The organism is Marinobacter sp. L-80, assembly GCF_056859395.1.
Window position 1 is genome coordinate 261,171 of record NZ_JBSXOI010000077.1, and the last position, 26,782, is coordinate 287,952.

General features: G+C 56.9%; 25 protein-coding genes and 2 tRNA genes. 12 read left to right on the top strand and 15 right to left on the bottom strand.

Going from position 1 to position 26,782, the window contains the following annotated elements; translation table 11 throughout:
- The first annotated feature begins 43 nt into the window (after window positions 1-43).
- Entirely contained in the window at window positions 44-859 is an 816-nt protein-coding gene (gene ppsR, locus AC13E3_RS20750) for a posphoenolpyruvate synthetase regulatory kinase/phosphorylase PpsR (protein ID WP_008174940.1), read from the top strand.
- Window positions 860-960: 101 nt separating this feature from the next.
- Here ppsR and AC13E3_RS20755 read toward each other — a convergent pair whose 3' ends face one another.
- Window positions 961-3,885 (bottom strand): insulinase family protein, encoded by a 2,925-nt coding sequence (locus AC13E3_RS20755; protein WP_008175025.1) that lies wholly within the window; start codon window positions 3,883-3,885, stop codon window positions 961-963.
- A 99-nt stretch (window positions 3,886-3,984) separates the two neighbouring features.
- Here AC13E3_RS20755 and AC13E3_RS20760 point away from each other — a divergent pair, with 99 nt between their 5' ends.
- The 3 genes from AC13E3_RS20760 to AC13E3_RS20770 all read left to right on the top strand — a co-directional run bounded on the left by AC13E3_RS20760 (window position 3,985) and on the right by AC13E3_RS20770 (window position 7,022).
- Window positions 3,985-4,446, top strand: a complete 462-nt coding sequence (locus AC13E3_RS20760) for a hypothetical protein (protein ID WP_008175027.1) — start codon at window positions 3,985-3,987, stop codon at window positions 4,444-4,446.
- Window positions 4,447-4,561: 115 nt separating this feature from the next.
- Complete coding sequence (locus AC13E3_RS20765) at window positions 4,562-5,875, top strand: MORN repeat-containing protein (RefSeq protein ID WP_482902457.1); 1,314 nt, start codon at window positions 4,562-4,564, stop codon at window positions 5,873-5,875.
- A gap of 52 nt (window positions 5,876-5,927) precedes the next feature.
- Window positions 5,928-7,022 carry a response regulator gene (locus AC13E3_RS20770; protein WP_008175032.1) on the top strand — a complete coding sequence of 365 codons (1,095 nt, stop codon included), beginning with the start codon at window positions 5,928-5,930 and terminating at the stop codon, window positions 7,020-7,022.
- On the opposite strand, the gene AC13E3_RS20775 is transcribed toward AC13E3_RS20770, so the two are convergent.
- On the bottom strand, window positions 6,982-7,686 hold the full coding sequence (locus AC13E3_RS20775) for a nucleotidyltransferase family protein (protein WP_008175034.1): 705 nt from the start codon (window positions 7,684-7,686) through the stop codon (window positions 6,982-6,984). The genes AC13E3_RS20770 and AC13E3_RS20775 overlap by 41 nt on opposite strands.
- 73 nt (window positions 7,687-7,759) lie before the next feature.
- On the opposite strand from AC13E3_RS20775, the gene AC13E3_RS20780 reads away from it, so the two are divergent.
- Window positions 7,760-8,611 carry a 6-carboxytetrahydropterin synthase gene (locus tag AC13E3_RS20780; protein WP_092029916.1) on the top strand — a complete coding sequence of 284 codons (852 nt, stop codon included), beginning with the start codon at window positions 7,760-7,762 and terminating at the stop codon, window positions 8,609-8,611.
- 129 nt (window positions 8,612-8,740) lie between these two features.
- Here the strand turns inward: AC13E3_RS20780 and AC13E3_RS20785 are convergent.
- The 3 genes from AC13E3_RS20785 to gltX all read right to left on the bottom strand — a co-directional run bounded on the left by AC13E3_RS20785 (window position 8,741) and on the right by gltX (window position 10,497).
- Window positions 8,741-8,816, bottom strand: a tRNA-Glu gene (locus AC13E3_RS20785).
- A 7-nt stretch (window positions 8,817-8,823) separates the two neighbouring features.
- Window positions 8,824-8,899, bottom strand: a tRNA-Ala gene (locus AC13E3_RS20790).
- Window positions 8,900-9,012: 113 nt separating this feature from the next.
- On the bottom strand, window positions 9,013-10,497 hold the full coding sequence (gene gltX / locus AC13E3_RS20795) for a glutamate--tRNA ligase (RefSeq protein WP_008175038.1): 1,485 nt from the start codon (window positions 10,495-10,497) through the stop codon (window positions 9,013-9,015).
- A 187-nt stretch (window positions 10,498-10,684) separates the two neighbouring features.
- Here gltX and AC13E3_RS20800 point away from each other — a divergent pair, with 187 nt between their 5' ends.
- Window positions 10,685-11,683, top strand: a complete 999-nt coding sequence (locus AC13E3_RS20800; protein ID WP_008175043.1) for a zinc ABC transporter substrate-binding protein — start codon at window positions 10,685-10,687, stop codon at window positions 11,681-11,683.
- Here AC13E3_RS20800 and AC13E3_RS20805 read toward each other — a convergent pair.
- Window positions 11,660-12,574 carry an AEC family transporter gene (locus tag AC13E3_RS20805; RefSeq protein WP_482902458.1) on the bottom strand — a complete coding sequence of 305 codons (915 nt, stop codon included), beginning with the start codon at window positions 12,572-12,574 and terminating at the stop codon, window positions 11,660-11,662. The two genes, AC13E3_RS20800 and AC13E3_RS20805, sit on opposite strands and share 24 nt — an antisense overlap.
- 110 nt (window positions 12,575-12,684) lie before the next feature.
- Here AC13E3_RS20805 and AC13E3_RS20810 point away from each other — a divergent pair, with 110 nt between their 5' ends.
- The 6 genes from AC13E3_RS20810 (at window position 12,685) to AC13E3_RS20835 (ending at window position 17,788) form a co-directional block, all read left to right on the top strand.
- Window positions 12,685-13,116 carry a BLUF domain-containing protein gene (locus AC13E3_RS20810; RefSeq protein WP_008175045.1) on the top strand — a complete coding sequence of 144 codons (432 nt, stop codon included), beginning with the start codon at window positions 12,685-12,687 and terminating at the stop codon, window positions 13,114-13,116.
- Between the two features lie 122 nt (window positions 13,117-13,238).
- On the top strand, window positions 13,239-14,273 hold the full coding sequence (gene dusA, locus AC13E3_RS20815; RefSeq protein WP_008175046.1) for a tRNA dihydrouridine(20/20a) synthase DusA: 1,035 nt from the start codon (window positions 13,239-13,241) through the stop codon (window positions 14,271-14,273).
- A gap of 127 nt (window positions 14,274-14,400) precedes the next feature.
- The gene (gene tal, locus AC13E3_RS20820; protein ID WP_008175047.1) at window positions 14,401-15,366 is read left to right on the top strand and encodes a transaldolase; all 966 of its coding nucleotides are present in this window, start codon (window positions 14,401-14,403) and stop codon (window positions 15,364-15,366) included.
- 42 nt (window positions 15,367-15,408) lie between these two features.
- Window positions 15,409-15,858 carry a tellurite resistance TerB family protein gene (locus tag AC13E3_RS20825; RefSeq protein WP_008175048.1) on the top strand — a complete coding sequence of 150 codons (450 nt, stop codon included), beginning with the start codon at window positions 15,409-15,411 and terminating at the stop codon, window positions 15,856-15,858.
- 11 nt (window positions 15,859-15,869) lie between these two features.
- Window positions 15,870-16,997 carry a 3-deoxy-7-phosphoheptulonate synthase gene (locus tag AC13E3_RS20830; protein WP_008175051.1) on the top strand — a complete coding sequence of 376 codons (1,128 nt, stop codon included), beginning with the start codon at window positions 15,870-15,872 and terminating at the stop codon, window positions 16,995-16,997.
- Window positions 16,994-17,788, top strand: a complete 795-nt coding sequence (locus tag AC13E3_RS20835; RefSeq protein ID WP_405420431.1) for a glycerophosphodiester phosphodiesterase — start codon at window positions 16,994-16,996, stop codon at window positions 17,786-17,788. Before AC13E3_RS20830 ends, AC13E3_RS20835 begins: the two co-directional genes overlap by 4 nt.
- A 69-nt stretch (window positions 17,789-17,857) precedes the next feature.
- On the opposite strand, the gene sthA is transcribed toward AC13E3_RS20835, so the two are convergent.
- Genes sthA through AC13E3_RS20880 form a run of 9 tightly spaced genes read right to left on the bottom strand, consistent with a single transcriptional unit; the run spans window position 17,858 to window position 26,523 of the window.
- A complete protein-coding gene (sthA, locus tag AC13E3_RS20840; protein WP_405420434.1) occupies window positions 17,858-19,249 on the bottom strand; it encodes a Si-specific NAD(P)(+) transhydrogenase in 1,392 nt (463 codons plus the stop codon).
- A gap of 58 nt (window positions 19,250-19,307) precedes the next feature.
- Window positions 19,308-19,556, bottom strand: coding sequence for a (Na+)-NQR maturation NqrM (nqrM, locus tag AC13E3_RS20845; RefSeq protein WP_008175057.1), 249 nt, complete (start codon window positions 19,554-19,556; stop codon window positions 19,308-19,310).
- 12 nt (window positions 19,557-19,568) lie between these two features.
- Window positions 19,569-20,618 (bottom strand): FAD:protein FMN transferase, encoded by a 1,050-nt coding sequence (locus AC13E3_RS20850; protein ID WP_008175059.1) that lies wholly within the window; start codon window positions 20,616-20,618, stop codon window positions 19,569-19,571.
- Between the two features lie 9 nt (window positions 20,619-20,627).
- The gene (gene nqrF / locus AC13E3_RS20855; RefSeq protein WP_014577567.1) at window positions 20,628-21,854 is read right to left on the bottom strand and encodes an NADH:ubiquinone reductase (Na(+)-transporting) subunit F; all 1,227 of its coding nucleotides are present in this window, start codon (window positions 21,852-21,854) and stop codon (window positions 20,628-20,630) included.
- A gap of 37 nt (window positions 21,855-21,891) precedes the next feature.
- Complete coding sequence (nqrE, locus tag AC13E3_RS20860) at window positions 21,892-22,500, bottom strand: NADH:ubiquinone reductase (Na(+)-transporting) subunit E (protein ID WP_008175064.1); 609 nt, start codon at window positions 22,498-22,500, stop codon at window positions 21,892-21,894.
- Entirely contained in the window at window positions 22,500-23,165 is a 666-nt protein-coding gene (locus AC13E3_RS20865) for an NADH:ubiquinone reductase (Na(+)-transporting) subunit D (protein ID WP_008175066.1), read from the bottom strand. The genes nqrE and AC13E3_RS20865 overlap by 1 nt, the downstream gene beginning before the upstream one ends.
- A gap of 2 nt (window positions 23,166-23,167) precedes the next feature.
- Window positions 23,168-23,971: a Na(+)-translocating NADH-quinone reductase subunit C gene (locus AC13E3_RS20870; RefSeq protein ID WP_053112423.1), complete on the bottom strand. Its 804-nt coding sequence runs from the start codon at window positions 23,969-23,971 to the stop codon at window positions 23,168-23,170.
- The gene (locus AC13E3_RS20875; protein WP_008175069.1) at window positions 23,964-25,172 is read right to left on the bottom strand and encodes an NADH:ubiquinone reductase (Na(+)-transporting) subunit B; all 1,209 of its coding nucleotides are present in this window, start codon (window positions 25,170-25,172) and stop codon (window positions 23,964-23,966) included. Before AC13E3_RS20875 ends, AC13E3_RS20870 begins: the two co-directional genes overlap by 8 nt.
- A 4-nt stretch (window positions 25,173-25,176) precedes the next feature.
- Window positions 25,177-26,523, bottom strand: coding sequence for a Na(+)-translocating NADH-quinone reductase subunit A (locus tag AC13E3_RS20880; protein WP_008175071.1), 1,347 nt, complete (start codon window positions 26,521-26,523; stop codon window positions 25,177-25,179).
- Window positions 26,524-26,782 lie beyond the last annotated feature (259 nt).

The following is a 26,782-nucleotide window of genomic DNA, read 5'->3' on the forward strand; positions in this document are numbered from 1 at the left end:
CACCGAGCCAGGAATCAAGAACCAAGGAACCGGACAATACAGCATGAAACGCACTGCTTTTTTCATTTCTGATGGCACCGGCCTGACAGCCGAGGCTCTCGGGCACAGCCTTCTGGCCCAGTTCGAAAAGATCGAGTTTGAACGGGTTACTGTTCCCTACATTGCGGACGAAGAAAAAGCCCGGGAAATGGTCAAACGGATCAACAAGGCGGCCGAGACAGACGGCGCACGGCCGCTGGTGTTCGACACCATTGTAAACAGCGATATCCGGGAAATCATCGCCACCGCCGAGGGTTTCATGGTGGACATCTTCGGTACGTTTCTCAGCCCCCTGGAACAGGAACTCCAGTCTTCCTCTTCCTATACCGTCGGTAAATCCCATGCCATCAACAATGAAGGCAGCTATGAACGCCGGATCAATGCCGTCAATTTCGCGCTGGATAATGACGATGGCGCACGCACCCGGCATTACGACGAAGCAGACCTGATCCTCGTTGGCGCCTCCCGAAGCGGGAAAACCCCCACCTGTCTCTATCTGGCGCTGCAGTATGGCGTGAAAGCGGCAAACTATCCGATTACCGAAGAAGACCTGGCAGACCAGCAGATCCCGAAAGCCCTGAAACCCTATAAAGAGAAAATTTTCGGGCTGACTATCGAGCCGGAGCGGCTGGCAACCATCCGCAACGAACGCAAGCCAAACTCTCGCTACTCATCCATCAAGCAGTGCATGCACGAGATCGAGGAAATCGAGTTGATGTATCGGCGTGAGCGGATTCCGTACCTGAATACCACCGCCTATTCGGTTGAGGAGATCTCCACCCGAATCATGGTGACAACCGGTCTGAAGCGCCAACGCTAGGGGTACAGACGGCTGGAGGGCGTCATCGGGGCAGAATAAGAAAGGGGCCAGACCAAAAAGAGGCCAGATGAACACTTCATCTGGCCTCTTTTGTTTTGGCTTTACAGTTCCTGAATGTTCAGGCCAAGCTTCTCGGCCCTGGCCCGGTTTTCCGGACTGGTTACCACGGCCGTACTGGCTTTCTCCGGCACCAGCCAGGTTCTGGCCACACGCTTCAGGTCGTCCAGGGTGACGGACAGCACCCGCTCCCGGAACCTGGCACGCTGCTCCGGACTTCGCCCAAACAGCTTGTTGTGAAAAGCATGGCGAGCAGCGCCCGCAGGCGATCTGGGCCTGTCGAGTTGACCAATTACACCAAGAATCGACTCTTCAAGCTCCTGATAGTCGTGGTCATTGTCCTGAAGCCACGCAAGGGCCGCGTCGAAATCGTCCAGCGTTTCCTCCAGGCGCGGATCACGGTAGGAGAAGAACCGGAACGTGCCATTCACGCTGTCCTGCCCGGCGCCGCCACCGTAAGCGCCACCCTTCTCCCGAATGGCTCGGTGCAGATAACCGTTACGCAAGAAACCACCCAGCACGGTCAGTGCCGCCGCATCGGGATGATCCACAGCGACAGTGCTGTAGGCCTTGGAGCAGAAGTTAACCTGGGTAGAAGTCAGCCACGCCTCACGGGTAGTGTAATTGACCGGTTCCATTTTCCAGCCTGCAATGCCCGCTCCAGAGGCATCACGCCAGCAGGATTTCAGATCATCAACCATCGCCGGGAGCTGATCCTCTTCACCAATCACCAGGAACTCCCGACCCTGCTTGCCGATTTTCTCGTGCAATGCAGAAAGCTTGTCACAGAGCGCCGTCAATTCCTCTGGATCCTTCAGGGCCTGATCGAGCTGCTTGGTGCCGCGAATACCGGCAAGACCACCCAGCCGGAAAGAAAGCCAGGCACCCGGACTCATACCCTGTGAAGCCGCGCCCATGGCCAGTGCATGGCCACTGCCGGTTACGGCCTGCTCGCGACGGGCCCGGATCTGCGCAATGATCTCCCGGATTCGCTCTTTCTCATCGAAGCGGGCACTGGTGTAGACATCCCGTAGAAGACGGGTCAACTCACTGCGATTACGGGCCAGAGCCTTGCCGTTGAAGATGATGTAACCGGACAGCGCCTGAACGTCATCAATCCGGCCTTTGGCGCTGAACGCTGCGCCGATACCACCAGACTCCGCAGAGATACGATCCTGCATTTGCAGGTAGTCCAGATCACCACAACCCACTTCGGAAATCAGCGTGGTGTAGTAAGGCACCAGAAGCAGCTCCTCTTCGGTCAGCGCCGGCACCGGGACAACAATCTGCTCGTAAACCAGACCGTTGGTACCACGGGCATAAACGGTTGCCGAAATGTCGCCGTCATAACGCCCTTCCGGCTCTGGCATCTGCAGAGGCACGTCTGACAGATCCACCTTTGGCAGAATGGAGTCATCGTCCTTCTGCATCTGGCGTTCTTCCAGCGCCCTGGCCCGGTCGACAATCATCCGGACCTCGTCATCGGTAAGCTCGGCCTTGCGACGGGCCAGCGCTTCACGGATGGCTTCCTGCCGGCGGGACTCGAGCTTTTCATCCGGCCGCAGGGTCAGGGTGACCCGGTGCGGGTTCTCAAGAAGCTTGCGGCGGATCAGATCCGGCACGTATTGCGGGTCCCGGATTTTCTCCCGGAGCGTTGCCAGGACCGGCTCCAGATCCAGCAATTCAACCGGATCACCGCCGTGCACCATGGGTGCAATGGCACTCATGATCAGCTGCAGGCCGTACGGGAACTGGTCACCAGCAATTTCCCGCTGGTGCAGTTCGAGCTGATGCAGGATGGCTTCCAGACGTTCCTGGCTGACGCCCTCCTCCACGACCTTGAGCAGCGTGGACTCGAGCAGGGCTTCCAGATCCTTGTGCTTGTCCGGCTCGCTGCCTTCGATGCCGCAAACAAAGGTCATTTCACGGTTGGAGTCTTCCAGACCACACATGGGCGAAGGTGCATGACCAAGATCCGTGGTTTCCAGGGCTCGCATCAGTGGTGAGGCACTGTTTTCCAGCAGTACCGCAGAGAGCAGTTGACCCTCCAGGTTCTCCTGCAAATCAAAACTGTGGCCCAGCAACCAGCCCACAACGATGTGAGTCTTGTTGTCGGTCCCCTCGCCTTCGTTGACCGCATAGCCCTGCTCTACCCTGACCGGGGCGAACATGCGCTTCTCGTCGCGAACCGGAAGATCGATGTCCAGCCGGTCGAACCGTTTCAGCGCCAGCTCTTCAAACTTCTCATGATGCTCATGAGCCGGGATATCGCCGTAGGTGGCAAATATCGCGTTGCTGGGGTGATAGTGGTGGCGGTAGAACTGCAGCAGGTCGTCGTAGCTCAGATCCACGATGTGGTCGGGCTCGCCACCGCTGTTGTAGTGATAGGTCGTGGTCGGGAAAAGGTGGCTGCTGAGGTTCTGCCACAGCTGGGACGTGGGCGAACTCATGGCGCCTTTCATCTCGTTGTAGACAACACCCCGATAAACCAGGTCGGTGGACGGATCTTCCGGCTTATCGAACTCAAGGCGATGACCTTCCTGCGCAAAATCCAGCGGATCGAGCTTGGAGAAAAATACACAATCCAGGTAAACCGACAGAAGGTTGTCGAAATCCTTTCGGTTTATGCTGGCGAAGGGATAGGCCGTCCAGTCGCTGCTGGTGAAAGCGTTCATGAACGTGTTCAGTGACCGCCGAATCATCATGAAGAACGGATCACGAACCGGGAAACGCTCGCTGCCACACAATGCCGTGTGTTCCAGAATATGCGCCACCCCGGTGGAATCCATCGGGAAGGTACGCAGGGCAACGAAAAACACGTTTTCGTCGTTGTCGGCTGCCAGATGCAGATGGCGGGCGCCAGTCTTCTTGTGACGATACTCCTCGACCTCGAGATTGAGTGTATCGATCCGGTGACTGCGAAGTTTCTCAAAGGCCGGATGAGTTGCGTTGTCGATCACTGCAGCCATTCAAACTATCCTGTCTTTAAACAATTGGAGAATTGTAGGGTAACACGTAGTATCGCTTATCATGCATCACTCCAGAAGCTATAGGGTACCGCGCCGTACATGACAACACCTGCACCTCAATCAAAGGCCGTTGAGGCCCCGGAAGTAGCCGCCTACTGGGCAGAACGTCGGCGGTACCTCGAGCGGATCCGGAAAGTACCGGAAGTCAGACAGCGCTTCTGGCGGGAAGTTGCCCTTTATCTGCTCCGCCGATTGCTCTGGTCATTCGGATTCTTCCCGATCTTCATCGCCTTCTGGGTGCCACTGGTGATGGCCAGCTTCAACCCGGTTGCGATGGCATCGGATCTGATTCCGGTGTTACAGAATTTCGTCGACTCGAACCCGGAGGTACAGGCAACGACCATTAGCACCCTGGCCATCGCGTGGGCTTCTATCGGGTTTTTCTTTCTCGTCTTCGATTTCGTGCTAACCCCTTTCAAATCGCCTTATCAATACGAAGCCGACGTGTACATGAGATCATGGGAGCAGCTCAACCATGATCAGCTTCCGGATAAAGTGTGATTTGGCCTGCATTCTCGGTAACTCCCCGTCACTTTCTGTTACATAGCGTTGCACTCACTGGGTAAGATGAACCGGTAGACAGAATTCCAAGAATGCAGGATCAAGAGGTTCCGTCATGGTCGATTTCAGACCGCTTCTGTTCGTCAATGCCCTGGCGCTCATGCTGCTGGTAACCGCCGGGTTTGCCTCGGTTCGGGATGACCTTCAGATAACAGAAGCCTTCGAACCACCCTCGACGGATCAAGCTGTTGCCTCTATTACTACCGAGCCCGAGCCGGCCCCAGAGCCTGTTCCGGAGGCATCCGCCAGAACCAAACAGGCTGCCTGGGAGTCGCGCCCACCCGTGGTGGAAGCCACTCCGTTTACCGTGCCATCCATGCCGGAGAACCCGGAGGTTCTGGCGGTAGCTGAACCGCCATCGGTATTGGCAACGAGAACAGACACCGCCCCGGCAAATCCGCAACAACCGGAAAAACAGCAGGAACCCCAGCCACCGACGCAGGCGCTGCTGGTACTACGCTCAAACGTTGTCGGCGATCAGGTCACCATCAACGGCAAGGAATATGGCGCGACCCGCCTGGATCTTGAGCTGGACCCGGGCCGCTACGAGGTCACCATCACCAAGCCAGGTTTCAAACCCTGGAACCGCTCCATTGCCCTGAAAGCCGGCAATGAGGTGACTCTGGTGGGCGAACTGGAGGCTCTGACCACGGTGAATTTCCGTGACGGGATCTGGATCGGTGGCGTGAAGACCGGTGATGGCACCTACCAGGACAACGATGGACTGCGCTACGAGGGGCATTTCGTGGATGGTGAATTCCACGGCCAGGGCACCGCGTGGTATCCCGACGGTGGCCGTTACGAGGGAGGCTGGTCTGCAGGCAACCGCGAGGGCGACGGTGAATGGCGCAGTGCCGACGGCTCGCGCTATTCCGGCGAATTCCGGGACAACCAGTTTAACGGCAAAGGCACGCTTACACTGGCAAACGGCGACATACTGACCGGCCACTGGAAGGACGGACAGCTTAATGGCCACGGTTCCCTGACCACCGCGGATGGCATGCTCTACGTCGGCGGCTTCCGGAACGACGAATTTCATGGCACCGGCACACTCACCTACCCCGACGGTCGCCATTACGAAGGCGAATTTTCCAACGGCGCCTTCCATGGCACCGGGGCAGAGGTCTTCGCCAGCGGCAAGAAATACGAGGGCGAATACATTGAAGGAAAGTTCCACGGTAAGGGCTTGCTGAAGAATCCCAACGGCAGCTCGATCGAAGCGACATTCCGTCATGGCGAGCCCTACGGACAGGTACGCCTGACCACAGCGGCAGGGGAAATTTTCACTGCCCGAACCACTGAACCCGGTGTCTGTTATCGGGACAAGAGCTACCGGGCCACAGAGTGCCCGAAACTGGAAGGCTGGTAATCATAACGGCCCGATAACAAACGCGTTTGCAGTAAACGATTGAGGTAGTGACATGGCGATCAAGAACGCTCTGCTGGTAGATGACTCCAAGGTGGCCCGATTTGCCCTGAGCAAACTGCTGGAAAGTCGCGATATGGAAGTCAATATGGCTGGCTCGGCCGAGGAGGCCCTCGATTTCCTGAACAGCCAGGGGCGTCCGGATGTCATCTTCATGGACCATCTAATGCCGGGGATGAATGGCGTAGAGGCGACCAAAGCCATCAAGGGCAACCCGGAGACCGCCGGCATCCCCATCATCATGTGCACATCCAAAAAATCGTCATCATTCATGGAGGAGGCCAGGAACTTCGGTGTTTACAACATCCTCACTAAACCGCCGCAAACGGAGGGCCTCAAAGAGGTTTTGGACCAGCTGGCCAGTGACGTCACAGGCGGAAACTTGCCGGAGCCACCGCTGCAATCTGAGCCGGCTGCCGCGGAAGAGGACGAACTGCTGAACGTACCTGCAGATGCGTCGGTGGAACTGTCGCCCAAGACGGGCGATTCAGCCAGCCGGAGCAACCCGCAAGCCAATGTGGTGCCCTTGACCAGCGAGTTGATTGAGCAGATCGCCCGTTCCGCAGTCAAAACTCACATCAACAACCGCCTCCACGAACTGCTCAGTTCCCTCTTTGACGAGCAGTTCGATCACCTGAAGCGGGCTCTGGATGAATCCCGAAGCAAACAGGACGCGGTGATTGAGGAACGCCTGAACGCCGTCACCGAAATGGTCGACGAACGGACCAAAAATCTGCGGGACGAAGTTGCCGCGGAGGTCAACCTGAACCTTGGCAGCGAACTTGCCGTGCTCAAGAAGGAGCTGAAAAAGAATTCCGGCTTCACGAGCGAGCATATGGCCGAGCTGAAAGATCACATCACGAGTGTGCAGACGATTGATACCGAGTTCTGGCAAACCCTTCAGTCCGAGGCTATTCAGCAAGCCCACGAGATCTCGAGGGAAACCGCTGAAGACATAGCCCAGCGCACAATCGACCTTTTTGTTGCGCAGCAGCGCTCGGCATCGTCCCGGGTCTACACCATTGGTCTTGCCATAAGTCTCGGCATCTTCAGCGTCGGGATTGCCTGGCTGTCTGGCCTGTTCGGTTGAGCAGGGTCCTGATCCTGTGCCAGTCTGCCGGGGTGTCCACATCATCGTGGATCCCCGGAATATCTACCCGGGTTGCACGCACCTCTGCGAGCAGTCGCCCGGCGCCCCTATCCCCCTCCAGATCCAACACCAGCGGCCAGAGCCATCTGGGTAAATAGGCGGGCACACCCGGCCGGCCACCGTAATCTGCAGCGATGGGCTGTTCCGGTACACAGCGGGCCGCCTTGCCAAAGGCCTCGAGGGCGTTCAGATCCAGTAACGGCTGGTCCGCCACCAGAACAAATACGCCCTTTACCGCTGGCCCCAGGCTGCGAAGTCCCGCTGACAGAGATGCCGAGATGCCCTCCTGCCAATCCGGCGCCCGCAACCAGGAAGAAGGTTGCCTCCGACAACGAAAGCGTATGAGCGGGTACCAGGCCCCACACACCACTCGAACTTCCGGGCTGAGGATTCGGCCTTGGGCAATGGCGGCGTCCAACAATGTGCGGTTACGGCAGTCCGTGTCTGTCCCGTCACCAGAAGCCAGCGGCAGGAGGGCTTTCGGCCGACCGAGGCGGCTCGAGGCACCGGCCGCCAGTATCAGTACCGGAAATTGCTGATCAATGTGCGAGTCGAGGTTTAAAATGATGAGTCCGATAGCAAAAAGAAATGAAGCAGTGGCCAACCGCCAGACTGCTGTATTCGGTGATTTTTGCTAGAATTCGGCCATCAATCAACCACACCCGCCTGGAAATTTGATGAACCATCTGTTTGTAGACAACCTGACCGTTATCGATTTTGCCTACCTGGACCCGACCCGTGGGCTGGTGGGTGAAAGCTGGATTGCGGATGTGGTGCTTGGCGGGGAGCTGGACGAACAGGGCATGGTGTTCGACTTCAGTAACGTAAAACGCACCATCAAGCGGGTGATCGATGAGCGTGTTGACCATCGTCTGGTGATTCCCCGCGGCTACCAGGGGCTGTCCTGGAGTGAGGAGCAGCCAGACACTTTTACCTGGGCTCTCACGGACGGCAGCCAGATCATTCACCGCTCACCGGACGAGGCCATTGTCTGGTTGTCCGCCGACCGGGTTGTGCCCTCGGCCGTGGCCTCTTTGCTGGAACAGGAAATAAAGGCCGTGCTTCCGGCCAACGTGATTTCCGTGGAGATCAATCTCCGGGAAGAGGAAATCGATGGTGCTTACTACCACTATGTCCACGGCCTTAAGAAACACCTGGGCAACTGCCAGCGCATCGCCCACGGCCATCGATCACCGATTCGTATCGACCGGAACGGCCACCGCGATTACGATCTGGAGCGCCGCTGGGCCAAGCTCTGGCGGGATATCTACGTGGGGTCCGAGGAGGATGTGGTGCGTCGCCATGTTGGCGAAGACGGCGTTCGCTATGTGACCTTCGAATACGAGGCCAACCAGGGCGAGTTTGCACTGACCCTGCCAGAGGATCGCGTGTACATGCTGGATACCGACACCACGGTGGAGCTGATTGCCGCCCACATGGCCGACAAGCTCAAGGTGGAGTTCGCGACAGACACCATCCGGGTGAAGGCTTATGAGGGTGTTGGGAAGGGTGCCATTGCCGAGCGCTGAATAAATCCGGGGTCAGATGGAAATTTCATTTGACCCCATTGTTGTCTGACCCGACATTCAGACACAAAAAAACCGCCAGAAGGCGGTTTTTTTGATGGCTTCCCGGTGGACTAAACCGTCAAGCCGTATTGGCGTCCCCTAGGGGGTTCGAACCCCTGTTGCCGCCGTGAAAGGGCGGAGTCCTAGGCCACTAGACGAAGGGGACTAGAAATTGGTGGAGCCAGGCGGGATCGAACCGCCGACCTCAACACTGCCAGTGTTGCGCTCTCCCAGCTGAGCTATGGCCCCTCAACGGCTGCGTATATTAAGGATCCGCCCTATGGGCGTCAACCTCTGAAACACACTTTTTTTCAGTTTTCTGAACATCCCTGTTCAAGCCGTTTATTAATTCACCAAAGCGGTTAATGAATACCCAGAGCCGCGTATTCCTTTTCCACCTTCTTGGTTTCCTTCTTGGAGAATCCACCCATCACTTCCAGGGCATGCCGAAGCCTTGAACGGGTCATGTCCGGGCCCAGCAGCGCCATGGAATCCATGACAGACCAGGAATTCGGGGTGCCAGCAACCGCCACAAAAATAGAGAACATGAAGTCACCCATCTTCAGGTCCATGGCTTTGGCCAACGCCTTGATATCCGCGAAGATGGTCTCCTTGCTCCAGTGTCGCTGCGCTTCAAGCTTCCAAAGCGTGAACTGAAGAACCCGCTTGATCTGGGCTTCCTCCAGCTTGTTGTGGGCAAAGTCTTCCGGCCTCAGGTTGAGCATGCCGGAGAACATGAACTGGGCCATGGGCGCCACATCCGAAAACACCTCTGCCCTGCCCTTGATGTGGGGCACCAGAGCACGCAGGGCATCCTCATTGAACCACCACTGGCGCATGCGCTCCATGAACTGCTCTTCAGTCAGCTCTTCGCGCAGCCACTGGCCGTTCAGCCAGCGGAGCTTCTCCACGTCAAACACCGGGCCGCCAAGGGAAACTCGCTGGATGTCGAAGTTCTCGATCATCTCATCCAGGGTGAACTTTTCCCGCTCGTCCGGCATGGACCAGCCCATGCGCCCCAGATAGTTGGTGACGGCCTCCGGCAGAAAGCCCATGCGCTCATAGAAATTGATGCTGGTCGGGTTCTTGCGCTTGGACAGTTTGCTCTTGTCCGGGTTGCGCAGCAGCGGAAGGTGACACAGCACCGGCATATCCCAGCCAAAATACTGATACAGCAGCTTGTGCTTGGGCGCCGAGTTGATCCACTCCTCACCACGCAGAACGTGGGTGATTTCCATAAGGTGATCATCAACCACATTCGCCAGGTGATAAGTGGGCATGCCATCGGACTTGAGCAGAATCTGGCAGTCCACCTGAGCCCAGTCGATCTCAATGGTGCCCCGAAGCATGTCGTCGATCTCGCAGACGCCCTCATCGGGCACTTTCATACGAATCACGTATGGTTCACCTGCATCGAGGCGGCGCTTCACTTCGTCCTCGGGCAGCTCCAGATCGCCCTTGATACCCGGGTTCAGGCCCTGGGCCTTGCGTTCTTCCCGAATGGCTTCCAGCTCATCCGGTGTGCGGAAGCAATAAAATGCGTGGCCGGCCGTCACCAGATCCTCGGCATACTGCCGGTACGAGTGCTTGCGCTCGGACTGGCGATAGGGGCCGTGAGGACCACCCACGTCGGGGCCTTCGTCCCAGTTCAGACCGAGCCAGCGCAGCGCCTTGAGAATGTCCTGCTCGGATTCTGCGGTACTGCGGGCCTGGTCGGTGTCTTCGATACGCAGGATAAACTGGCCGCCGTGCTGACGGGCAAAGCACAGGTTGAACAGGGCCACGTAGGCGGTACCAACGTGAGGGTCTCCCGTGGGTGACGGAGCAATTCGGGTACGTACAGTCATGAAACCTTCCTGAAAAATCGGTGGCCGTTTGATAAAGCGGGCATTATACCGGCCAACGGCAGGTTTCGCATGATCAGGAAGTTAACGAGCACACCAGAAATACTAAGTAAGAAGTTTCTTTTGCCGGCCCCGGCCGAGTTTGTTATATTATAACATTACACATCAGCATCGCAGGATCTCTTTTATCATGCGCGTTACCGGAAAAGCACTTTCTATTGCACTCGGAGCCGGCACCCTTTTGTTTCACAGTGCCCTGCAGGCCGAGACCCGCATTGTTACTTCCATCAAACCGGTTGAGCTGATCGTCAGTGCGATCGCCACGGAAGACATGCAGACAACGAGTCTCGTCCCGCCCGGCTCCAGCCCCCACAATTACACCATGAAGCCATCCCAGCGCCGGGCCCTGGAAAACGCCGACGTGATTTTCTGGGTCGGGCCCGACATGGAAACCTTCCTTAATCGCCTTCTGGCAGGGCAGGAATTCAGCGGTCGAACGGTCGCGCTCATGGATGCCGAGCACGAACCCGGGGACGTTACCCACGATGAACACGCGCACGACGACCACGCGGACGATCACCATGGCCATGCCCACGAAGAGGAGGCCAAGGAGGAAGAACACCACAACGAGGGGCACGGACACGGCCATGATCACGGAGACGGCGAAGACCCGCACATCTGGCTGGATCCCGAACTGGCCATCGAAATGGCCGGGACGATCCGGGATGCTCTCTCAGGACTGAAAGGTGTTGACGCTGGCGCGTTAAACGAGAATTTCGAGCAGTTCAAAGCCAGCGTTCGAGAAACCGATGCCACTATCCGGGACCGCCTTGCACCGGCGCACGAAATCAGCCTGTTCGCCTATCACGACGCCTTTACCCGATTTGCCGAACACTATGAACTGAAACTCGAGGGCGTTCTGACACTGAACCCGGAGCTGTCGCCAGGGGCCCGGCATATCGCGGAAGTGCAGGAAAAACTGCGCAACGCAAACCATCCCTGCCTCCTGACCGAACCGCAGTTCAACCGGCAGTGGTGGCGCTCGATCACCGAGAGCCTGGACGTGACCTTCAGCACCTGGGACCCTCTGGCCACTGACATCGCGGCAACGCCAGAAGGTTACAACAACTTCCAGCACAGCATTGTCGACGCGGTGCTCAAGTGCCTACCAGAGAATACTGAGCATTAAAGGTATGGTGACGATGGCCAGCAAGGTCTGACCACTGATGATGCCCGCCATCAGGGGGGCATCGCCACCAAGCTGTCGAGCCAGAATGTAGGCAGAGGTGGCCGTGGGAAGCGCCGACAACAGCACGGCCACCTGAACCATCATTCCCTCAAGACCCAGCAACAAGGCCAGCCCCGCAGTCATCAGCGGAAATCCGATCAACTTCAGCGCCGATGAAACAATAAACGGCAACGAAGCGCCTCTGAGGGCCTTGAGCTGAAGCCCGGCGCCAACCGTCATCAAACCCATCGGCAACGCCAGATTGCTTAACGGCTCGAGAATGCCGCCGATCAGCGGATGAAATCCGATTTCGAAGAAGCTCCAGACCACGCCAATCACCGAGCCCACGATCAGCGGATTGGTCACAATCGCCTTGAATACTGGCACCAGCCTCACCGGCCCTTCCGTGGCCACCAGTGAAAACATCAGTATGCACAGCAGATTCAGCAACGGCACCATGATGGCAACCGCAATCGCCGAGAGGGAGAGGCCCTGATCGCCGAGCAGCATGCCGCCAGCCGCCAGGCCCACATAGGAATTGAACCGGATCGCCCCCTGGTAAACCGAAGAAAAAACCGGGCCGGACCAGCGCCAGAACCATTGGGCAATCGCCAGGATCAGCGTCATCGCGATCAGCATGGCGCCAATGAGCAATGCAATGTCACCATAAGCGGAAGCCGGCAACCTGGCCTGCCCCAGCTTGAAGACCAACATGGCCGGAAACAGCACGTAGTAGGTAAACCGCTCCGCCTGGGGCCAGAAATCGCCGCCCGGAAAGTCAATGCGGCGGAACACATGCCCCAGCATGATCAGGACAAATACCGGCAGCAGAGCCTGCACCATCAGGGGCATACGTTCAAACTCCAGGGCAAGGTTGTTTACTTGGGTTTTATGGGAGTACAGTTAAACAAGCATGAGATCATAGCAGAAGGAGTGCTTCTCCTTCAGGGCGGTTTTTTGCTATGGACGCATCGAAGCCCAGACTTTGCAGGCTTATCTATTTCAGCAGCGTTTCTTCGCATCTGCAGGAATCCGATTTAGACGACATCCTCGCGGAATCCATCAAAAGAAACGAGCGGGACGGCATCACCGGCCTGCTGGCTTATGATCAGTTCAATTTCATGCAGGTTTTGGAAGGTGAGGAAGAGGCTGTCAACAGACTTTACCTTGGCATCACTGCCGATCCTCGCCACCAGGATGTTCGCCTGATTCAGTACGAGCAAATCGATCATCGCCAGTTTGACGATTGGGCAATGGCTCTGGCGAAGCTTCCCGAGGTTCCGGGCAATTACATCAACAAACTCTATGGTGGATTCAAGCCCCAGCTGTTCTCCACTCGAGACGCTCTAATCTACTTCAATTTTCTCCGCAACTATTTGAAACGAGCAGCCTGAAGCCTGTTATGGATTTCGCCAAAGCCTTACGGAAATCGGAAACCAATGCCTGTTAAACTACGACTCTTGGTTTCAACGTAGTTCTTTTCGTCACCCGTTTTTCGTCGACAACAGGTATCGCAATGTCTGGAATACCATCTGAGGACACCCTGCTGCACAACTCCGGCCCCTCCCGCCGCTTCTGCGTGGCCCCGATGATGGACTGGACCACCAGTCACTACCGTTATCTGGCGCGCCAGCTTAGCCGGCATACCCTGCTCTACACCGAGATGGTCACCACCGGCGCACTGATTCATGGCGACACCGCGCGCTTTCTGCGCCACGATGAGGCCGAGTACCCACTGGCCCTTCAGCTGGGTGGCAGCGATGCCGGCGAACTTGCCCACTGTGCCAGGCTGGCACAGCAATACGGCTTCGATGAGGTTAACCTGAACGTCGGTTGCCCCAGCGATCGTGTTCAGAACAACATGATCGGTGCCTGCCTGATGGGCCATCCGGACAAGGTGGCAGAGGGCGTGCGCGCCATGATTGAAGCAACCGAGCTGCCAGTCACCGTGAAGCATCGAATCGGTATTGATGGGCGGGAGTCCTGGGACGATCTCTGCGAATTCGTGGAAAAAGTGTCGGAAGCTGGCTGCCGGACCTTTATCGTACACGCCCGGATCGCGATTCTTGAAGGCCTGAGCCCCAAGGAAAACCGGGAAGTCCCTCCGCTTAAATATGACTGGGTCTACCGGCTGAAAGCGAAATACCCGCACCTGGAAATCATCATCAACGGCGGCATCAAGACCTTCGATGAGTGCCACGAGCATCTCCGGCATACCGACGGCGTGATGCTGGGTCGGGAGGCGTACCACAATCCCTGGCTGCTGGCAGGCGTCGATCCGGAGTTCTTCGGGGAGGCAGCGCCGGTAGAAACCCGGCATCAGGCACTTCGGGCCATGCTTCCGTTCATAGGGAGCGAACTTGAGCGCGGCGTATTCCTGACTCACATGTCCAGGCACCTTCTCGGCCTGTTCCACGGCCAACCTGGCGGTCGGCAGTTCCGTCGCTATATCAGCGAGAACGCCCATAAATCCGGTGCTGGCCTGGAAGTGATCGAAACCGCTCTGGAAAAGGTTCGTGAACCGGCGGCGCCGGAGATTGCCGAAGCTTAATCGCAGGCAATTGCCACCATACCTTTTGTTGTCTTGTTCCTGTCAGAGCGGCCCGTTATTGTAGGCATATAGCCAGCGCCCGGGATTCGGGCGCACCAATAACAGATCAACCGGGACGACAGGACGAATGACCAGCAAGCTCGACCAACTGAAGACCATGACCACGGTGGTAGCGGATACCGGCGATATCGAAGCCATTGCGAAGTGGCGGCCGGAAGATGCCACCACTAATCCATCCCTGCTACTCAAAGCTGCCGCTTCTGACGCTTACCGGCCGATGCTGGACAAGGCTGTGGCAGAAGCCCGGCGGCATGGCGGCTCAGACGCCGAGCAGCTGACCATGGCCACTGATATGCTGGCCGTACTCGCCGGCCGAGAAATCCTGAACCTGATTCCCGGTGTGGTTTCGACGGAGGTGGATGCCCGTTTGTCCTTTGATACCGCCGGTACGCTTGAGCGCGCCCGCCGCCTGGTTGAGCTGTACGACAAGCAGGGCGTCGACACCAGTCGCGTACTGATCAAGATTGCTTCTACCTGGGAAGGCATCCGGGCGGCCGAGCAACTGGAGAAAGAAGGCATTCACTGCAACCTGACGTTGCTGTTTTCTTTCATTCAGGCGGCCGCCTGTGCCCAGGCCGGTGCATTCCTGATCTCGCCCTTTGTTGGTCGAATTCTGGACTGGCACCTGGCCAGCACTGGCCGGGACAGCTACCCGGCTGCAGAGGATCCGGGGGTGCTTTCGGTATCCCGTATCTACAATTACTACAAGGCCAACGGCTTTAAAACGGTGGTGATGGGCGCCAGTTTCCGGAACACCGGCGAAATTGAAATGCTGGCTGGCTGTGACCGCCTGACCATAAGCCCTACCCTGCTGCAGGAGTTGCAGGACGACCTGGGCGATCTGCCGCGTCGACTGGTCGCCGACACCGCCAGCTCACCGGATCAGTTTGGCACCATCGACGAGAAACTGTTCCGCTGGGAATCCAACGAGGACGCTATGGCTACCGAGAAGCTGGCCGATGGAATCCGCCGGTTCACAGCCGACCAGATTGAACTGGAGAACCGGGTCCGGCAGCTGGCCAGGGCGGCCTGACGCGGCGCCTCAAACCAAACACAGAAGTGGGACTGTCCGATCATGATCGAGCGCCTGAAAAAATTGTTTGCGGCACCGGAAGCTGAACGCGAGAAGCCCGATAACCATCAGCTCGCAGTGGCTGCAACGGCATTGATGGTTCAACTTTCCCGTGTCGACCAGGATGAAGACGAGCGCGAACTGCAGGCCATTGTTGATGGCGCAGTAAAAGCACATCAGGTAACCCAGGCCGAAGCCGAGGAAATTCTGGAAGACGCCCTTAGCCACGCAGACGATGCCACGTCGCTCTATGAATTTACCGGCCAGATCAACGAGTACCTGGACCAGGAAGGAAAACAGGCCCTGCTCGAAAGCATCTGGCGCGTGGCCTTTGCGGATGGCCGCATCGACAAGTACGAAGAACACCTTATTCGCCGCATGGCAGACCTGCTGCATCTTAATCATCGGGAGTTCATGCAGGCGCGGCACCGGGCGCAAGACGCCGGTTCTTAAAAGGAGACAGCATGCTAGCGATTCTTCATCCGAATACCGCTCTGGACAGCGAAGAATACCGACAGACCATGCACTACCTCGAGAATCTCCCGAACGTGTCGGTTCGGGTTCATGAGGTTCAGGGCGCCACCCAGAGGCTGACCGAAATCTATCTTCTCGGGGACACCAAGCCCCTGAACAAGGAAGAGATCGAAGCCCTGCCTGCGGTCGAACGGGCCATACGCATTTCGGACGACTACCGTATTCTTGGACGCCACCGGGACGATCGACGGCAAAGCGGCTTCAACTACAACGGCGTCGAGTTCAGTCAATCCAATCTGAACATCTTTGCCGGGCTATGCGCGGTTGATGTGCCCGAACACGTCGACATGATGATGCAGGCCCTGGAAGACCATGGGGAAGTCTGCACACGAATGGGCGCCTACAAGCCGCGCACCAACCCCTATTCATTCCAGGGCCACGGCAAGGGCTGCCTCCCCTGGGTGTTTGAAAAGGCGGGTAAGCACGGCATCAAGGTGATCGCCATGGAGATCACTCATGAGAGCCACATTGAGGAAATCGACAACTGCCTCGAAAAGCTCGGCCGTCCCACCGGTGTAATGCTGCAGGTGGGCACCCGCAATACCCAGAACTTCGAGCTGCTCAAGGCCATTGGCCGCCAGAGTACCTATCCGGTACTGCTCAAACGCGGGTTCGGGATTACCCTGAATGAATCCCTCAACGCTGCCGAGTATCTGGCCAGCGAAGGCAACGCTAATGTCATCTTCTGCCTGAGGGGCATGAAAACCGAAGCCGGCCAGCCCCATCGGAACATGGTGGATTTCGCCCATGTGCCGGCGGTCAAGCGCCTTACCCGTATGCCAGTCTGTGTGGATCCTTCCCATTCGGTGGGCAGCCGCGAGCAGTCTCCGGACGGCATCCTTGATGTCATGCACGCGACCGCCCAGGGCGTCGTCGCCGGTGCCAACATGGTGCTCGTGGATTTCCACCCCAAGCCGGAAAGAGCCCTGGTGGACGGCCCCCAGGCCCTGCTGATGAACGAGCTGCCGGCGTACCTCGAAGACATACGCCTTTGCCACGACACCTGGAAGAAGCGCCAGGCCATTTACCAACGCCTGAAGGATGATGCAGCGGAATGATTGTCTACGGACACAGAGGCGCCAAGGGAGAAGCTCCCGAAAACACCCTTCCGGGATTTACGCATGCTTACCGGCACGGTATCCGGCATTTTGAACTGGATCTCGTATTGTCAAAGGACGGCAAGCCGGTATTGGTGCACGATCTTTCGGTTGACCGCACGACCAGCCAGAAAGGCAGTATCAGTCAGTACACGGCCGCCGAACTGGCTGCCATGGATGCGCGAAGAAACACCAGCTCCTGGCCCACACCCACGGGAATTCCCGCGCTGGAAGACCTTCTGGACCGGTTCGACGACCTCGAACACCTGCAACTGGAAGTCAAAAAAGACACGCGTCAGCGCCTGAACATTCTCAGCAATCGCCTGACAGAGGTTATACAGCGACGCAATCTGTATCAGACGGTGGCCATAACCTCTTCCGACACCTGGTTTCTGAAACAGATCCGGCGGCGGAACAAGAACATCCGCATCGGCCTGGTCGCAGAGCGCAAATTCCCGCGCCCCTTGAGCATTGCGGGCCAACTCGGCTGTGAGTATCTCTGCATCAACTGGAAGCTTTGCTCGAAAGCGCTGGTTGAAAAAGCCCATCGAAAGGGCATGCACGTGTCCACCTGGACGGTGAACCGGATTCACGACATGTTGCAACTGGAAGAGATGGGAGTGGACAGCATCATTACCGATTACCCGACAAGCACCCGTATGTTTTTCGATAACCGGGCCAGATCGGCGCTGTCGTTACCACAGAGTCACGAGGGCGTGTCGGCCAACCAGGAGGCCGTGTCAGCAGGCTGAAACCAGGAGATTGAAAAACGAAAAGGGGTCAGATGAGCGATTTCATCTGGCCCCTTTTTCGTAGGCAGCCTAGAAAATTCTGTTCAGGCCATTCAATGCCGCAACCCGGTAGGCTTCCGCCATGGTCGGGTAGTTGAACGTGGTATTAATGAAGTAGTTCAGAGAGTTGGCCTCTCCTTTCTGGTTCATGATCGCCTGGCCGATGTGGACGATTTCTGCTGCCTGGTCACCGAAACAGTGGATACCCAGAATCTCGCGGGTCTCCCGGTGAAACAGGATTTTCAGCATGCCGACCGCTTCTCCGGTGATCTGCGCACGGGCCAGATCCTTGAAGAACGCCTGCCCAACCTCGTAGGGCACCTTGGCTTCGGTCAATTCACGCTCGGTTTTGCCGACGGAACTGATTTCCGGAATGGTGTAAATCCCGGTCGGCACATCCGACACAAAGCGGAAGTATGCGTCATCCACAATATCCGAGGATGCAGAGCGGCCCTGGTCATAAGCGGCGCTTGCCAGACTTGGCCAGCCGATCACGTCGCCCGCCGCGTAGATGTTGTCCACTTCGGTGCGATAGTGCTCGTCAACGGCCAGTTGCCCACGGCCATTGGGTTCCAGACCGATATTTTCGAGGCCCAGCTTCTCGGTGTTCCCGCTGCGACCATTGCACCACAGGAATGCATCCGCACGGATTTTCTTGCCCGATTGAAGCGACAACACCACACCGTGGTCGTCGCCCACAACCGACTCGTACTGCTCGTTGTGGCGAACCAGAACGCCATTATTCCGCAGGTGGTAACTCAGGGCGTCGGAGATCTCGTCATCCAGGAAGGACAACAGCCGGCTACCCGGGTTGATCAGGTCGACTTTTACACCCAGGCCCGCAAAGATCGAGGCGTACTCTGACCCTATGACGCCAGCGCCATAAATAATCAGTGTGCGAGGCGTGTGAGACAGGTTCAGAATGGTGTCGGAGTTATAGATACGGTGATGACGGAAGTCCACATCGGGTGGCAGGTAGGGCCTGGAACCGGTGGCGATGATCGCCTGCTTGAAGTGCAGCGTCTCGGAGGACTTGCTACCCCGGACTTCTATGCGGTTCTGGTCGACAAAAAAGGCCCGGCCGTTTATCAAATCCACGCGATTGCGAGAGTAGAACTGCGTCCGGAGCTTGACCTGCTTGCCGATGACCTTCTGGGCATTCTGAAGCACTCGCGGGAAAGAGAACCAGCGAGGCTCCCCGATATCCCGGAACATCTGGTTGGTGTTGAACGTAATGATCTGTTTGACGGAGTGGCGCAGCGCCTTGGAAGGAATGGTGCCCCAGTGGGTGCAGTTCCCGCCAACGGTAGGCTTGTCTTCGATGATCGCGACACGTTTGCCGTGTTTCGTCGCATTCATCGCCGCGCCTTCGCCGGACGGACCGGCGCCGATAACGACGACGTCGTAATGATGTTCTGCCATGCGCGCAGTGACTCCTTATCTACGTCGTGAAAAGATGGTTGTAATTGTCAAAAACAGATCAGTGCTTGCTGGCCTTGCTGGCGTCGTAAGCCAGAGCCTCGGGCTCTTTACCCTCGTTGGCCAACCGTTCGTTTTCTTCTTCGCACTTCTGGGTATTACCACCGCAGATATCACAGGACTGGCTGATACCAAGCGCGCCAATACCGCCGCAGGTTCCGCTGATGGGCTTGCGCCCGAGGATCACGCCAATAGACATGGCTGCAACCAGCAAAACCACGATGAAAAGAACCAAAAGAAAGGTACCCATGTTGCCCTCCCCTCATTGAGTCACGTAGGACGAAAAGGCCGGCGTCTGGTGCGTCTCGAAGCCTTCATCCGTCCTGACAATAAAATAGGCCGGGATATTTTCCCTTACCGCGAGCTCATTTGCCCGCTCGTAGCCCATCACATTAAAACCGGTTGCCAGAGCATCTGCCGTCATACAATCGTCCGCGATAACGGTTACTGATGCCAGTTTGTGAGCAATTGGCTCACCCGTTTCAGGATCTATTGTATGGGAATACCGACGCCCTTCCGATTCGTAATAATTACGATAATCACCTGATGTTGCCATAGCACGTGATTCCAGCGCCACCACGCGGTTTACCGCGCGCCCTTCCGCCATCGGCTGTTCTATGGCCAGTCGCCAGGTGCTGCCATCAGGTTTACGGCCATTGACGCTAACCTCTCCGCCAATCTCCACCAGGTACGCCTCCACGCCTTCGCTCTCAAGAAAACGGGCAACCGCATCTACACCGTATCCCTTGGCGATAGCCGACAGATCCACATATTGCGGTGGTGTCGCACGCACGGCGGGCGGATCGACCCGCAGCTCGAGCTTCTCGAAGCCAGTGGCGGCAAGAGCCCTGGAGAGAGATTCTTCTGACGGAATCTGCTCCGGGCGCGCCTCGGGGCCGAACCCCCAAAGATTTACCACCGGGCCGATGGTCACATCAAAGGCACCAGCGGTCATCGTTGAGATCTCTTCAGCCTTCTGAAGAACACGGAGCAAGTCCGCTGACACCGGAACCCACTCGGATTGATCGGATCGTTGATTGAAACGGGACAGCTCCGAATCCTCGCGCCAGGTCGACATTGACGCATCAACCCCTTCGAGCACCTCATCGATACCGCTGGCCAGAGTTTCAAGCCTCTCCTGATCCTCGGTCAATACGACATTGATGTGGTAGCTGGTGCCGAAGACAGGTCCGGAGATTTCCCAGATTTTTTCCTCTGGCTCAAACGAACAACCCGCCAGAACGGCAAAGGCCAGCGCTGTAAAAGCGCTGGCCAGGGCCACCCTGGCGGGTCGTACAATGCTGAATGTCATCAGAACTGCTTAGCCTCCAAAGTCATCCAGCATGATGTTTTCATCCTCTACACCCAGATCTTTCAGCATCTTGATGCAGGACGCGTTCATGATTGGGGGCCCACACATGTAGTACTCACAGTCTTCCGGAGCCGGATGGTCCTTCAGATAGTTCTCGTACAATACGTTGTGGATAAACCCTGTGGGGCCTTCCCAGTTATCTTCCGGCAGTGCATCGGAAAGAGCTACGTGCCACTCGAAGTTGTCGTTCTCTTCCTGCAGCCCGTCGAAATCCTCCACGTAGAACATCTCGCGAACACTACGCGCACCATACCAGAAGCTGATCTTGCGCTTGGAGTTCAGGCGCTTGAGCTGATCGAAGATATGGGAACGCATGGGCGCCATGCCGGCACCGCCACCGATGAAGACCATTTCCGCGTCAGTCTTCTTGGCGAAGAACTCACCGAACGGTCCCATCACTGTCACCTTGTCTCCTGGCTTCAGGTTGAACACATAGCTCGACATGATGCCCGGGTTATGGTCCGTGCCCGGAGGCGGCGTAGCGATACGAATATTGAACTTGAGAACACCCTTTTCTTCCGGATAGTTCGCCATGGAATAGGCCCGGATGGTCTCTTCCTTGTTGACCGCCTTGTAGCGCCAGATGTTGTGCTTGTCCCAGTCCTCGTGGAACTCTTCCTCGATGTCGAAATCCTTGAAGTCGATTTCGTAGGGAGGGCACTCAAGCTGAACATAGCCGCCGGCACGGAAGTCCACTTCCTCACCTTCAGGCAGCTTGAGTACGAGTTCTTTGATGAAGGTAGCCACGTTGTGGTTGGAGACAACCTCACATTCCCACTTCTTCACGCCGAAGAACTCCTCCGGCACTTCCACCTTCATATCCTGTTTTACAGGAACCTGGCAGGACAGGCGCCAGCCCTCTTTCTCTTCACGATTGGTGAAGTGGGTCTTCTCTGTTGGCAGCATGGCACCGCCGCCCTCGAGAACCTTGCACTTGCACTGGGCGCAGGTACCGCCGCCACCGCAGGCAGAGGACAGGAAAATACCACTGTTAGCCAGAGTACCGAGCAGCTTGCCGCCGGCTTCGGTCTTCAGCGTGTGTTCGGGATCATCGTTGATCTCAATGGTCACATCACCGGTGCTTACCAGCCTGGACCGGGCCGCAAGAATCACTGCGACCAGGGCCAGAACGATAACGGTGAACATGACCACGCCGAGAATAATTTCTGTATTCATGGTCTCGCCTTTTCGTTAAACCGAATCACCGGGTGAATTACAGTGAGATACCGGAGAAGGACATGAAGCCCAGGGACATCAGACCAACGGTAATGAAGGTGATACCCAGACCACGCAGGCCTTCCGGAACGTCACTGTACTTCAGCTTCTCGCGAATACCCGCCAGGGCGATGATCGCCAGGGCCCAGCCAAGGCCGGCGCCGAAGCCATACACCACACTCTCGCCGAAGGTGTAGTCACGCTCCACCATGAACAGCGAGGCACCCAGAATGGCGCAGTTCACTGTAATCAGTGGCAGGAACACACCCAGAGCGGCGTAGAGTGCCGGGATATACTTGTCCAGTACCATTTCCATGATCTGAACAATCGCCGCGATTACCCCGATATACGTCAGCAATCCGAGAAAGCTCAGGTCTACGTTCGGCAGGCCAGCCCAATCCAGGGCGCCTTCGCGCAGAACGCTGTTGTACAGCAGGTTGTTCACCGGAACGGTGACCGTCAGCACGACCACCACGGCAATGCCAAGACCGGTTGCGGCCTCGATCTTCTTGGAGATGGCCAGGAAGGTACACATCCCCAGGAAGAACGCCAGCGCCATGTTTTCAACAAAAACAGCCTTCAGAATCAAGCTGATATAATGCTCCATCAGAAGGCCTCCTTGGCGACATGGCGAGACATTTTATAGTCCGGCTCTTCAACCTGCTCCGGCTTCCAGGTCCGCAGACCCCAGATCGCCAGGCCGATAATAAAGAACGCACTCGGCGGCAGCAGCAACAAGCCGTTAGGAATGTACCAGCCACCTTCGTTCACCACCGGCATCAGGGAGACACCGAACAGTGAGCCGGCGCCCAGCAATTCACGGAAGAAGGCAACGAAGATCAGGAGTACCGAGTAGCCCAGACCGTTACCAACGCCGTCCAGGAAGCTCAGCCAGGGGCCGTTCTTCATGGCAAAGCCTTCCGCGCGGCCCATAACGATGCAGTTGGTGATAATCAGACCAACGAACACTGAGAGCTGCTTGGAAATCTCGTAGGCATAGGCCTTGAGCACCTGGTCAACCACGATTACCAGGGAGGCGATAATGGTCATCTGCACGATGATCCGGATACTGCCCGGAATCTGGGTGCGTACCAGGGACACGGCCAGGTTGGAAAATGCGGTAACGGCAATAACCGCCGCGCACATAACAAGTGTAACGTTCATGCTGGTGGTAACCGCCAGCGCTGAACAGATGCCCAGGATCTGCAGGGCAATCGGGTTATTGCTGAAGATCGGTTCGAAGAGAACCTGTTTGGCTGATGCATCTGCCATGATCAGACCTCCCCTTCACGAAGTTTTTGCAGGAACGGCGCGTATCCGCGGTCGCCCATCCAGTAGTTAACCAGTTGCTCAACGCCGCGACTGGTCAACGTTGCCCCGGACAGAGCATCCACTTTATGCTGCCTTTTTTTTGCATCAACGTTTACGCCACCTTTAACCAGTTTGATCTGCGGTTCAGTGCGATCACCATCATAAACTTTCTTCCCCACCCACTGCGACTTCCAGCGTGGATTGTCTACCTCCCCACCGAGGCCCGGAGTTTCGGCGTGGGAGTAAAAGCCAAGCCCTTCAATGGTGTTCAAATCACCTTCCAGCGAAATGAAGCCATACAATGTAGACCAGAGGCCATAACCATGAATTGGCAGTACCACACGCACTAGCTCTCCGTTCTCGCTCAGCGTATACACCCTGGCAACATTCGGCCGGCGCTTGATGCCAGCCTTGTCTTCCGAGGAAGGAATATCCGTAGACAACTGAGGGTCCGAGGCAGCCTTGTACATATCATATTTCATGGGCTCAGCAACACCAACGGCGGAAGGCTTTACAAATTTACCAGTATCCAAATCCACCAGGCGAACATCGAAACTCTCGAATTTCTGCAAAATCTGCTCTGCAGTATCGCCTTGATCCAGCATACCTGCGGCAGAGAGAATGTTCGTTGTCATATCAAGATGCTGATTCTTGACCTGGGCAGGTCTGAGCATGACCGCCGCGGTGGATACCACGACAGAGAACACGATACTCAGCACCAGCGCAACGATCAGCGTGCGGGAGACGGTTTCTTTAGCTTTAGCCACGAGCAAGCCTCCGTTTGATGTTGGCCTGAACCACGTAATGGTCCATCAATGGCGCGAACAGGTTTGCGAACAGGATGGCAAGCATGATGCCTTCCGGGAACGCCGGATTGATCACGCGGATCAGCACAGTCATCACGCCTACCAGAATACCGAAACACCAGCGACCCGTGTCAGTCATCGCGGCGGACACCGGATCCGTCGCCATGAACATCATGCCAAAGGCAAACCCGCCCATGACCAGATGCCAATGCGCCGGAACCGCGAACATCGGATTGGTCTCGGAACCTATGATGTTTAGCAGCAGCGACATGCCGATCATACCGATCAACACACCTCCGACGATGCGATAGGAGGCAATCTTCATCCCCAACAGGATCAGGCCACCAATCAGAATGGCCAGTGTCGAGGTCTCACCCATCGAGCCCTGAATGGTGCCCATGAAGGCGCTCATCCAGCCAATTTGAGCTTCCAGAGCTTCCAGACCACCACTGGCGGCCCAGCTCAGCGCCGTGGCGCCACTGAAGCCGTCAACCGCAGTCCAGACGGTGTCGCCGGAAATCTGCGCCGGATAGGCGAAGTACAGGAAGGCACGACCGGTCAGGGCCGGGTTCAGGAAGTTCTTGCCGGTACCGCCGAACACTTCCTTGCCGATCACGACGCCGAAGGTGATGCCCAGGGCCACCTGCCAGAGAGGAATGGTGGGCGGGCAGATCAGTGCAAACAGGACCGATGTGACAAAGAAACCCTCGTTCACTTCGTGACGGCGCACGGTGGCAAACAGCACTTCCCAGAAACCACCGACCACGAAGGTCACGAAGTAAATGGGCACGAAGTACGCCATGCCGTAAACGAAGTTGTCCCATACGCCCGCACCGGAACCGGTGATGGCAAGTGCCTGGATAAAGGCAGTCCGCAGGCCGCCGTCAGCAATCATGGCATCCGGGTTGGACGCCAGGAAACTGTTGGCCTGGTAGCCGATGTTCCACATTCCGAAGAACATTGCCGGGAAGGTGCACAACCAAACCGTGATCATGATGCGCTTGAGGTCAATCCCGTCACGCACATGGGCGGTGGTGGAGGTGACACTCGCCGGCGAGTAGAAAATAGTATCCACCGCCTCGTAAAGCGCATACCAGCGCTCGTACTTGCCACCCTTTTCAAAGTGATGCTCGATTCCATCGAGAAACTGTCTGATAGCCATCGTATTAGCCCTCGATCTCGATTCGGGTCAGGTTCTCGCGGAGAATCGGACCATATTCATATTTGCCGGGGCACACAAAGGTGCACAGCGCCAGATCTTCTTCATCCAACTCCAGTGCGCCAAGCTTCTGTGCCATCTCTGTGTCGCCGACAATCAGGGAACGCAGCAACTGCGTGGGCAGAATGTCCAGCGGCATGATCTTTTCGTAAACACCCACCGGCACCATCGCCCGCTCGCTGCCATTGGTGGTGGTGGTCATATCGAACCGTTTGCCACCGACCAGCTTGGACAGGTAAATATTCATGACGGAGAACTTGTTCGCACCCGGCGACAGCCAGCCCATGAACTCGCGCTTGTTACCTTCCTCAAGCACGGACACCTGATTGGCAAACCGGCCAAGATAGGCGCAGGGACCATCGCCACGGCGACCGCCGAACACGGAGCCGGAAATCGCCCGGATCTCGCAATCTGTGGCAACTTCACCGTCGAGAAGCTCCTCAAGACTGGCACCCAGACGAGTACGCACGAGACGGGGTTTCAGGGCCTTGGGGCCACCGATCGCCACGACACGCTCAACAGGGACTTCACCGGATTCAAACAGCTTGGCAATGTCGATAACGTCCTGATAATTGATACTCCAGACCGTCTTGCTGCCAGAAACCGGATCCAGGTGATGGATATGGGTTCCCACGTTGCCGGCCGGATGCTTGCCATCGAACTGGTGCACCTCAACGGCGTCGGACCTGGGAACAGCGACGTTGGATCCTGGCTTGCCAGTGACAAACACCTTGCCGGTGGTCAGTTTGGTAAGGATCTCAAGGCCTTTCTCGAACGCCTGGCTGTTTTCGCCAATGATGACCGTCGGGTCCGCTGCCAGCGGGTTGGTATCCATGACCGACACGAAAATTGAGTGGGGAGCGGAATCAATCTCCGGAACCTTGCTGTACGGACGCGTCTTGAACGCAGTCCAGAGCCCGGATTCCACCAGATTATCGACTACCTGCTGGCGTTCCAGGCCGGCAAGATCCGCTTCGCTGTAGCGCGCAAAGGTCTCAGCCTCATCGCCATCGACTTCGATAACGATCGACTGGAATACCCGACGCTCACCACGGTTGATCTCTTTCACAACGCCCGCGGCGGGTGAAGTATAACGAACGCCCTCGGTCTTCTTGTCCGTGAACAGCAGCGTACCGCGCTTGACACGGTCCCCCTCTTTCACAGCCATCGTCGGCTTCATGCCGATATAGTCAAAACCGATCAACGCAACGTGGCGAACGGGTTTGCCGTCTGTAATGGTCTGTTCGGGAGCGCCGCTGATGGGAAGATCCAGGCCTTTTTTGATCTTGATCATTAGCCTCATCCAATCATCAGAAACTTTTCAATGGATTCGTAACGCCCGACACCTGCGGCCCAGAAAAACCATGAGAAACGGAGTGCCAGACGTACCCAAAATCGCGCCAATTATAGAGATTAAGGAATCCTATTTCCACCAGAAACCGGAACCGGTTGTGCGTCGACAGCCAAACCAGTCGTTTAGCTGACCGTAAAAACAAAAAACCCCGACAGCAATCGCTATCGGGGTTCTGAACACCATTACTTCACCAGATCGG

Bases quoted from the DNA above. Each gene is read 5' to 3' on its own strand.
- ppsR (WP_008174940.1), top strand. From the start codon at position 44: ATGAAACGCACTGCTTTTTTCATTTCTGATGGCACCGGCCTGACAGCC.
- AC13E3_RS20755 (WP_008175025.1), bottom strand. From the start codon at position 3,885: ATGGCTGCAGTGATCGACAACGCAACTCATCCGGCCTTTGAGAAACTT.
- AC13E3_RS20760 (WP_008175027.1), top strand. From the start codon at position 3,985: ATGACAACACCTGCACCTCAATCAAAGGCCGTTGAGGCCCCGGAAGTA.
- AC13E3_RS20765 (WP_482902457.1), top strand. From the start codon at position 4,562: ATGGTCGATTTCAGACCGCTTCTGTTCGTCAATGCCCTGGCGCTCATG.
- AC13E3_RS20770 (WP_008175032.1), top strand. From the start codon at position 5,928: ATGGCGATCAAGAACGCTCTGCTGGTAGATGACTCCAAGGTGGCCCGA.
- AC13E3_RS20780 (WP_092029916.1), top strand. From the start codon at position 7,760: ATGAACCATCTGTTTGTAGACAACCTGACCGTTATCGATTTTGCCTAC.
- gltX (WP_008175038.1), bottom strand. From the start codon at position 10,497: ATGACTGTACGTACCCGAATTGCTCCGTCACCCACGGGAGACCCTCAC.
- AC13E3_RS20800 (WP_008175043.1), top strand. From the start codon at position 10,685: ATGCGCGTTACCGGAAAAGCACTTTCTATTGCACTCGGAGCCGGCACC.
- AC13E3_RS20805 (WP_482902458.1), bottom strand. From the start codon at position 12,574: ATGCCCCTGATGGTGCAGGCTCTGCTGCCGGTATTTGTCCTGATCATG.
- AC13E3_RS20810 (WP_008175045.1), top strand. From the start codon at position 12,685: ATGGACGCATCGAAGCCCAGACTTTGCAGGCTTATCTATTTCAGCAGC.
- dusA (WP_008175046.1), top strand. From the start codon at position 13,239: ATGTCTGGAATACCATCTGAGGACACCCTGCTGCACAACTCCGGCCCC.
- tal (WP_008175047.1), top strand. From the start codon at position 14,401: ATGACCAGCAAGCTCGACCAACTGAAGACCATGACCACGGTGGTAGCG.
- AC13E3_RS20825 (WP_008175048.1), top strand. From the start codon at position 15,409: ATGATCGAGCGCCTGAAAAAATTGTTTGCGGCACCGGAAGCTGAACGC.
- AC13E3_RS20830 (WP_008175051.1), top strand. From the start codon at position 15,870: ATGCTAGCGATTCTTCATCCGAATACCGCTCTGGACAGCGAAGAATAC.
- AC13E3_RS20835 (WP_405420431.1), top strand. From the start codon at position 16,994: ATGATTGTCTACGGACACAGAGGCGCCAAGGGAGAAGCTCCCGAAAAC.
- sthA (WP_405420434.1), bottom strand. From the start codon at position 19,249: ATGGCAGAACATCATTACGACGTCGTCGTTATCGGCGCCGGTCCGTCC.
- nqrM (WP_008175057.1), bottom strand. From the start codon at position 19,556: ATGGGTACCTTTCTTTTGGTTCTTTTCATCGTGGTTTTGCTGGTTGCA.
- AC13E3_RS20850 (WP_008175059.1), bottom strand. From the start codon at position 20,618: ATGACATTCAGCATTGTACGACCCGCCAGGGTGGCCCTGGCCAGCGCT.
- nqrF (WP_014577567.1), bottom strand. From the start codon at position 21,854: ATGAATACAGAAATTATTCTCGGCGTGGTCATGTTCACCGTTATCGTT.
- nqrE (WP_008175064.1), bottom strand. From the start codon at position 22,500: ATGGAGCATTATATCAGCTTGATTCTGAAGGCTGTTTTTGTTGAAAAC.
- AC13E3_RS20865 (WP_008175066.1), bottom strand. From the start codon at position 23,165: ATGGCAGATGCATCAGCCAAACAGGTTCTCTTCGAACCGATCTTCAGC.
- AC13E3_RS20875 (WP_008175069.1), bottom strand. From the start codon at position 25,172: ATGGCTATCAGACAGTTTCTCGATGGAATCGAGCATCACTTTGAAAAG.
- AC13E3_RS20880 (WP_008175071.1), bottom strand. From the start codon at position 26,523: ATGATCAAGATCAAAAAAGGCCTGGATCTTCCCATCAGCGGCGCTCCC.